Genomic DNA, 6,692 nt, shown 5'->3' on the forward strand with positions numbered 1-6,692 from the left:
AAGTTTAAAACCATTTTTTGATTTTATTTCTTAGTTCATATAAATTGATTTTATGAACACAGAATGTTAAAATTATAAAAAATATTGAATAAATACCAGGAAAAACAAATGATTTTAAATCTGAATAAAAATTTTGAGTAGTCATCAAAAAAGATAAAAATATAAACACAGTTCCAAATGAACTCATGGTTGTTTTGTTCCACCAATTATGTTTTTGAAAATAATAATTAAAAACCAATAAAAGTAATAGCATTGGAATAGCAAATAAAATTCCAATTATTATAAATAAAAAGTAAGCAGTGAAAAAATCTTTGATTTCAAACCGTGTGGCTTCAGTGGATATTAAAAGAAATGTAATTATAATTATCGGACTTAACATCAAAGTTCCAAACCAAGCAAACGTAATTCTCATGTCATTTTTCATTATTCTAAAACTTAAAATTTCTATTTTGCTTTTTCTCCGAATTAACTTTCTTATCGTTTAATCGTTTACGAATTACCGATTTTGGAATTTTAGTCGCAATACGTTTTTTGGCAACAATCAATGCATTTTCTAATAAATAGAAAAAACGTTTGGTTACGAGTTCTTTGTTTTTAAGTTGACTTCGAGTTTCGTCACATTCTAAAATTAAAATTCCTTCTTTATTAATTCGGTTAGCTAATTTTTCACGAATAAGGATTAACTGATTTTCGGATAACCCCGAACTGGTTATGCTGTTCCAATTTAAAATAACTTTGGTTGAAACCTTATTCACGTTTTGCCCGCCAGCACCCGAACTTCGAACGGCTTTAAAATCTAATTCGGTATGTAATTGTGTTTTATTCATTGTTTTCTAATCCATAAACTAAAGTGTAATTTTCAAAACTCTCAAAATGCAAATGGAAATTTTTGTTGAAATTTAATTGCTTTGAATCAATATGAGCCGTAAGTATTTCAGAATTCAAATTGAATGGATACACGTGCATATCTTGTTTAAAACTCAAACTTCGTGAATTACACATTTTATATAAAGCTTCTTTGGCGCCCCAAATTACACTTAACTGCTCAATGTATTGATTTTGTTTATCTAAATAATCAAATTCAGAATCGATAAATTTATCAGCAATTCGAATAATCTTTTCACGATTCATTTCTAAATCAATTCCAACATTTTCATTACTTATAATAATTGCCGAAAACCCAAACGAATGCGTGATTGAAATGTGTTTTCCGTCTTTTAAATTCGGTTTGCCGTTTTCATCATAAATCAAATCAAAATCAGAATATCCAGCTTGTTTCAATAAATGTCGAACACTCAAAAATCCGCACTGATGGGTTTTAGAAAGCATTTTTTCTAATCGTGCTAAACTAACATCTCTAAGCGGAGTTTCTTTAAATATGGTGTCAAAATCTTCAGTGATTTTCCAAACGTAAATATTGGTTGAATTATTTAGTTCAATTTTTTTGTAAAAAGGCATTGTTTTGTTGACTTTGTTGAATGTTAAATCTCTTAACGCTTTATTAAGAATCTAATTTAGTGCAATTAAAAAGGAATTCACTAAATTTGCTTAAAATTTTGTTTACACAAATATAAGATAAACTATGAATAAAGAAGTAATTCCTTACGTTCCTTATAAAGTTAAAGATATTTCATTAGCTGCTTGGGGAAGAAAAGAAATCGAATTAGCTGAAGCTGAAATGCCAGGTTTAATGGCTTTAAGAGCTGAATATAAAGATGAGCAACCTTTAAAAGGAGCTCGTATTGCTGGATGTTTACACATGACGATTCAGACAGCAGTTTTAATTGAAACATTAAAAGCTTTAGGAGCTGAGGTAACTTGGTCTTCTTGTAATATTTTCTCAACTCAAGACCAAGCTGCTGCAGCAATTGCTGAAGCAGGAATTCAAGTTTATGCTTGGAAAGGTTTAGATGAAGAATCTTTTGATTGGTGTATTGAACAAACTTTGTTCTTCGGTGAAGACCGTCAGCCATTAAACATGATTTTAGATGATGGTGGAGATTTAACAAATATGGTTATTGACCGTTATCCAGAATTAGTTGCTGGAATCAAAGGATTATCTGAAGAAACTACAACTGGAGTTCACCGTTTATACGAGCGCGTTAAAGCTGGAACTTTACCAATGCCTGCAATCAATGTAAATGATTCTGTTACAAAATCTAAATTCGATAACAAATACGGATGTAAAGAATCTGCTGTAGATGCAATTCGTCGTGCTACAGATTTAATGTTAGCTGGAAAACGTGTTGTTGTTTGTGGATACGGTGACGTAGGAAAAGGAACTGCTGCTTCTTTCCGTGGAGCTGGTTCTATTGTAACAGTTACAGAAATTGATCCAATTTGTGCTTTACAAGCTGCAATGGACGGTTTCGAAGTTAAAAAATTAGATACTGTTGTTGGAAATGCTGATATCATCATCACAACTACAGGAAATAAAGATATCGTTGTTGGTCGTCACTTCGAGAAAATGAAAGACAAAACCGTTGTTTGTAACATCGGTCACTTCGATAATGAAATCGATATGGCTTGGTTAAACGCAACTTACGGAGCTTCTAAAAAAGAAGTTAAACCACAAGTTGATATTTACAATGTAAACGGAAAAGATATCATTATCTTAGCTGAAGGACGTTTAGTAAACTTAGGTTGTGCTACAGGTCACCCATCTTTTGTAATGTCGAATTCATTTACTAACCAAACATTAGCTCAAATTGAATTATGGAAAAATTCGGCTAATTATGAGAATGATGTTTATATGTTACCAAAACATTTAGATGAAAAAGTTGCTGCTTTACACTTAGCTAAATTAGGTGTTGAATTAGAAACTTTATCTGAAGGACAAGCTGCATATATTGGAGTTGAGGTTCAAGGACCATTCAAACCAGAATATTACAGATACTAATTTTTAGTTTTAAAATATCAAAAGGCAATTCGAAAGAGTTGCCTTTTTTGTTTGAGATATTTTTGTAAAAGTGATATTTTGTTAAGAAAGTTAATTGAAATATATTTGAAACCTAAAAGTTTTCCAACCACTATGTTTAATCTCAAAAAATACTATTTCGATGGAATCGATAAACAAGGAAATGCTTTAATCTTGTATTATGCAGAATTAAAATTATTTGGTTTCAAAATTCCTTATTCATCTTTCATTTTGTCTTTAGATGAAACTACAGAAGAAATAAGTAAACTAAGAAAATCAATTATTGGTTTAAATAATTCATCATTTTCAAATTCAAGCCTAAAAATTTCTGGAAATTGGGATACTCAATCTCATTCGATTTCTGAGGTTTTATGGCAAGAAAATAATTCTAAAATCAATTGGAATTGCATCGTTCCCAAAGCTGAATTTGAAGTAGAAATAAATAATCAAATGTTTTCGGGATTGGGTTATTCTGAGATTTTAGAAATGAATTTTGTTCCGTGGAAAATGCCAATTTCAACTTTAAAATGGGGTAGATTTCTTTCAGAAAACCATACCATTATTTGGATTGAATGGATTGGAAAACAGCCATTAAAAAAAGTATTTTGGAACGGAAAATTAATTGAAGATGTGGACATCAGTGATAATGAAATACATTTCAAAAATCAAAATACAAAATTACTCTTTGAAAATCCTATCTCTATCAAAGACGAAAAACTATTGCAAATTGCAGATTCATATCCATTCTTAAAAATATTTTTCAAGAATAAATTTCTTAATTCTAGAGAAATGAAATTTAAAAGCCAATCAACACTTATAAATCCAGAAAACTCTGAAAATGGTTTTTCGCTTTACGAAACAGTCTTATGGGAAATTTAAAAATATTTCTACAAAAATTCATTTACGCATTTGTTTTTTGTGCGATTCTTCCTGTATTTTTAGTTTTCTGGACTTCAAAAACAGAATCATTAATTCAACTTCCTGTTCCTGATTTTCCAATTCTATCCATCGGATTGTCAATTGTTGGATTTGTTTTGATAATTGGTGCAATGCTTAATCTTTGGTTCAAAGGAAAAGGTTTGCCAATGAATGGATTTCCTCCAAAAAACTATGTAAGTTCGGGATTGTACGGTTTATTTCATCATCCAATTTATGTCGGAGCTGTTTTTGTTTCATTTGGCGTAAGTATGTATTTTCAATCAGCTTCATGCTTTTGGTTGATTTCTCCTATTTTTATTCTTTTGATTTTAGCTTACGTAAATGGATTTGAAAACGAGATAATTTCTAAAAGTTTTAATCATCAAACGCATAGAACATTTTTTGATTTTCCTGAAAACAATCAAAATAAATTAAGTCTAAAAAATAGATTGTTGCTTTATGTTTGGATATTTTTGCCTTGGATTTTAATCTACCAAAGTTTCATATTTCTTGGAACTCCTAATGATGCCATTTCCACTAAAATAGTTTTAGATAATTTCATTCCTTTTTATGATTTTAGCGTAATTCCTTATATTCTCGCTTATCCAATCATCGGATTGATTCCTTTTTTGATTCAAACCAATCAAGTTTGTCGCAAATTTATATTTGACACAATTACTGGTATGTGCATCATTTTCTATTGTTATCTAGTTTTTCCTTTTATTGTAGAATATCATTCTATAGATAACGTAAATCACTTCACAAATTTGATTATTACGGGAAGAACATTAGATGGAGAAACAGCTGCACTTCCGTCTTTTCATGTTTTTTGGGCTTTGATTTTTTTGAAATATTTTTCAATTCGATTTCCAAATTTTAAATTCTTAGGTTGGATTATTTCAATTTTAATTATACTAAGTTGTTTGACAACTTTTAATCATACTATTTTAGATGTTCTTTTTGGAGTTCTTGCTTTTTATATGGTAGATAAACGTATTAAGATTTATCAAAAAGTATTAGCTTTTTGCGAACGAATTTCAAACTCTTGGAAGGAATGGCGAATAGGAAAAATCAGAATTATTAACCATGGGATTTACGCTGCATTGGGTGGAATTGCTGGATTTTTGATAATGGGAATTTGCTTGCCAGATAATCTTTATATTATTTATTTAATTGGAATTTCAGGATTTATTGGGGCTGGACTTTGGGCACAATTTGTTGAAGGTTCACCTGCACTTTTACGTCCTTATGGATATTACGGAAGTATAATTGGTGTTTTTATTACGATTGTTTTTATAGCCATATTTTCGGATTTTAGCTTTTTTTATTTGCTAGGAATCGCTTCTTTGGCAGCTAGTCCGATTCAGTTTTTTGGACGTTTTAGATGTTTGGTTCAAGGTTGTTGTCATGGAAAACCAACTACAAATACTTTAGGAATTTGTTTTAATCATCCAAAATCAAGAGTGAATAAAATTGCTGGTTGGGCAGGTAAGAATTTGTTTCCAACTCAATTTTATTCTATTGCTTCTAATTTCTTGACTTTTTTCATTTTGATTAGATTAGTTAGCTTAGGTTTACCTGTTACTTTTATTACAGGAATATATCTTATTTTAAATGGAAGTTTTCGTTTTGTGGAAGAATCTTTAAGAGGAGAACCTCAAACGCCCTATTTTTCAGGAATGCGAGTTTATCAATGGTTGGCTTTAATCTCTATCGTGGTTGGTATCATTTTTACTTGTTTCGAAAGTGAGCCTTTTCATCTAGTTGCTATGAATTGGAATTTGGTATTGAATTCATTATTTTATGGTTTCATTATTCTGTTTGCTTATGGTATAGATTTTCCTGAAAGTAACAAACGATTTTCAAGATTAACTCAGTAATATGATTTAAAGCCGAAAGAATTTCTTTCGGCTTTTTTTTAATTATTAATAATTTGTTTAATTGACCTTTCGAGCTGTTTTTTTTAAAGTATTATGATTATAATCATCTTTTTAAGTGTTTCAAAGTGTTAAATTTGGTTAAAATTAAATTGATAATTATGAAAAAAGTAATTTTAGCAGTAATCGCTTTAACTGCATTCGCTGCAAACGCACAAGATGGATTTAAAGGTAAATGGTTTTTAATGGGACAAGTAAATTTTTCCTCAACAGTAACCCCAAAAACTGATTTAACAGCAAAAACAACGACTTCTTCTTTTACAGTTCTGCCAGCTGTTGGTACTTTTATAGCTCCGACAACTGCAGTTGGATTAGCAATAGGTTATACTGGTGAATCTGCAAAAGCGGACGGAGGAGATAAAGTAAATGGTGGTACTTTTATTGTACAACCTTTAGCTAGAAAATATTGGGGAGTTACAGATAACTTTTTGTTATTTGGTGAAGCAGCAGTTCCATTAAAATTTGCTAAATACGGTGAAGCTAAAGCTTCTTCAGTTGGTGTAAATGTTGGTGTTGGTATGGATTATTTCATAACTGGTAATTGGTCTGTTGAGGCAAAACTAGGAGTTTTAGGTTGGGAAAGTGCTAAACCTAAAGGTGGAGATGCAACAACAACTTTCGGATTAGATGTTAATTCTGGATTACTTAATGGTCTTTCGTTAGGAGTTAAATACGTATTTTAATTCTCTTTAAATTAAAAAATAAGCTTATACTTTATATTATTATTACAGAATTTAAGTATTTAAAAAGGTTTGACTTTATGAGTTAGACCTTTTTTTGTATATTTAAAACAAAACCATTTGATATGCCAAAATTTATACTTATTTTTTTTACTTTGTTTATTATTCAGATGAATTCTCAAGTTTTGAATGGAAAAATTATTGATTCTAATACAAAGCTACCTTTAGAAAGCGCTTCTG

The 6,692-nt window shown here is 30.0% G+C and carries 7 protein-coding genes; 4 read left to right on the top strand and 3 right to left on the bottom strand.

Going from position 1 to position 6,692, the window contains the following annotated elements; all coding sequences use genetic code 11:
- Positions 1–4: 4 nt before the first annotated feature.
- Genes EG240_RS13165 through EG240_RS13175 form a run of 3 tightly spaced genes read right to left on the bottom strand, consistent with a single transcriptional unit; the run spans position 5 to position 1,458 of the window.
- A complete protein-coding gene (locus tag EG240_RS13165; protein ID WP_125017626.1) occupies positions 5–424 on the bottom strand; it encodes a hypothetical protein in 420 nt (139 codons plus the stop codon).
- Positions 425–428: 4 nt separating this feature from the next.
- Positions 429–827 carry an alternative ribosome rescue aminoacyl-tRNA hydrolase ArfB gene (gene arfB / locus EG240_RS13170; protein WP_125017628.1) on the bottom strand — a complete coding sequence of 133 codons (399 nt, stop codon included), beginning with the start codon at positions 825–827 and terminating at the stop codon, positions 429–431.
- Positions 820–1,458, bottom strand: a complete 639-nt coding sequence (locus EG240_RS13175; protein WP_125017630.1) for a 4'-phosphopantetheinyl transferase family protein — start codon at positions 1,456–1,458, stop codon at positions 820–822. Before EG240_RS13175 ends, arfB begins: the two co-directional genes overlap by 8 nt.
- A gap of 124 nt (positions 1,459–1,582) precedes the next feature.
- Between EG240_RS13175 and ahcY the strand changes: the two genes are divergently transcribed.
- The 4 genes from ahcY to EG240_RS13195 all read left to right on the top strand — a co-directional run bounded on the left by ahcY (position 1,583) and on the right by EG240_RS13195 (position 6,455).
- Positions 1,583–2,899, top strand: coding sequence for an adenosylhomocysteinase (ahcY, locus tag EG240_RS13180; protein ID WP_125017632.1), 1,317 nt, complete (start codon positions 1,583–1,585; stop codon positions 2,897–2,899).
- Positions 2,900–3,031: 132 nt separating this feature from the next.
- On the top strand, positions 3,032–3,796 hold the full coding sequence (locus EG240_RS13185; protein WP_125017634.1) for a hypothetical protein: 765 nt from the start codon (positions 3,032–3,034) through the stop codon (positions 3,794–3,796).
- Entirely contained in the window at positions 3,784–5,715 is a 1,932-nt protein-coding gene (locus EG240_RS13190; RefSeq protein WP_125017636.1) for a prolipoprotein diacylglyceryl transferase family protein, read from the top strand. The genes EG240_RS13185 and EG240_RS13190 overlap by 13 nt, the downstream gene beginning before the upstream one ends.
- A 158-nt stretch (positions 5,716–5,873) precedes the next feature.
- Positions 5,874–6,455 (top strand): outer membrane beta-barrel protein, encoded by a 582-nt coding sequence (locus EG240_RS13195; protein ID WP_125017638.1) that lies wholly within the window; start codon positions 5,874–5,876, stop codon positions 6,453–6,455.
- Positions 6,456–6,692 lie beyond the last annotated feature (237 nt).

The sequence above is a fragment of the Paenimyroides tangerinum genome (assembly GCF_003865405.1).
Taxonomy (GTDB): domain Bacteria; phylum Bacteroidota; class Bacteroidia; order Flavobacteriales; family Flavobacteriaceae; genus Flavobacterium; species Flavobacterium tangerinum.

What these genes read in the sequence shown, in the direction of transcription:
- EG240_RS13185 (WP_125017634.1), top strand. Translation starts at nt 3,032, where the DNA reads ATGTTTAATCTCAAAAAATACTATTTCGATGGAATCGATAAACAAGGA.
- EG240_RS13175 (WP_125017630.1), bottom strand. Translation starts at nt 1,458, where the DNA reads ATGCCTTTTTACAAAAAAATTGAACTAAATAATTCAACCAATATTTAC.
- ahcY (WP_125017632.1), top strand. Translation starts at nt 1,583, where the DNA reads ATGAATAAAGAAGTAATTCCTTACGTTCCTTATAAAGTTAAAGATATT.
- EG240_RS13165 (WP_125017626.1), bottom strand. Translation starts at nt 424, where the DNA reads ATGAAAAATGACATGAGAATTACGTTTGCTTGGTTTGGAACTTTGATG.
- EG240_RS13195 (WP_125017638.1), top strand. Translation starts at nt 5,874, where the DNA reads ATGAAAAAAGTAATTTTAGCAGTAATCGCTTTAACTGCATTCGCTGCA.
- EG240_RS13190 (WP_125017636.1), top strand. Translation starts at nt 3,784, where the DNA reads ATGGGAAATTTAAAAATATTTCTACAAAAATTCATTTACGCATTTGTT.
- arfB (WP_125017628.1), bottom strand. Translation starts at nt 827, where the DNA reads ATGAATAAAACACAATTACATACCGAATTAGATTTTAAAGCCGTTCGA.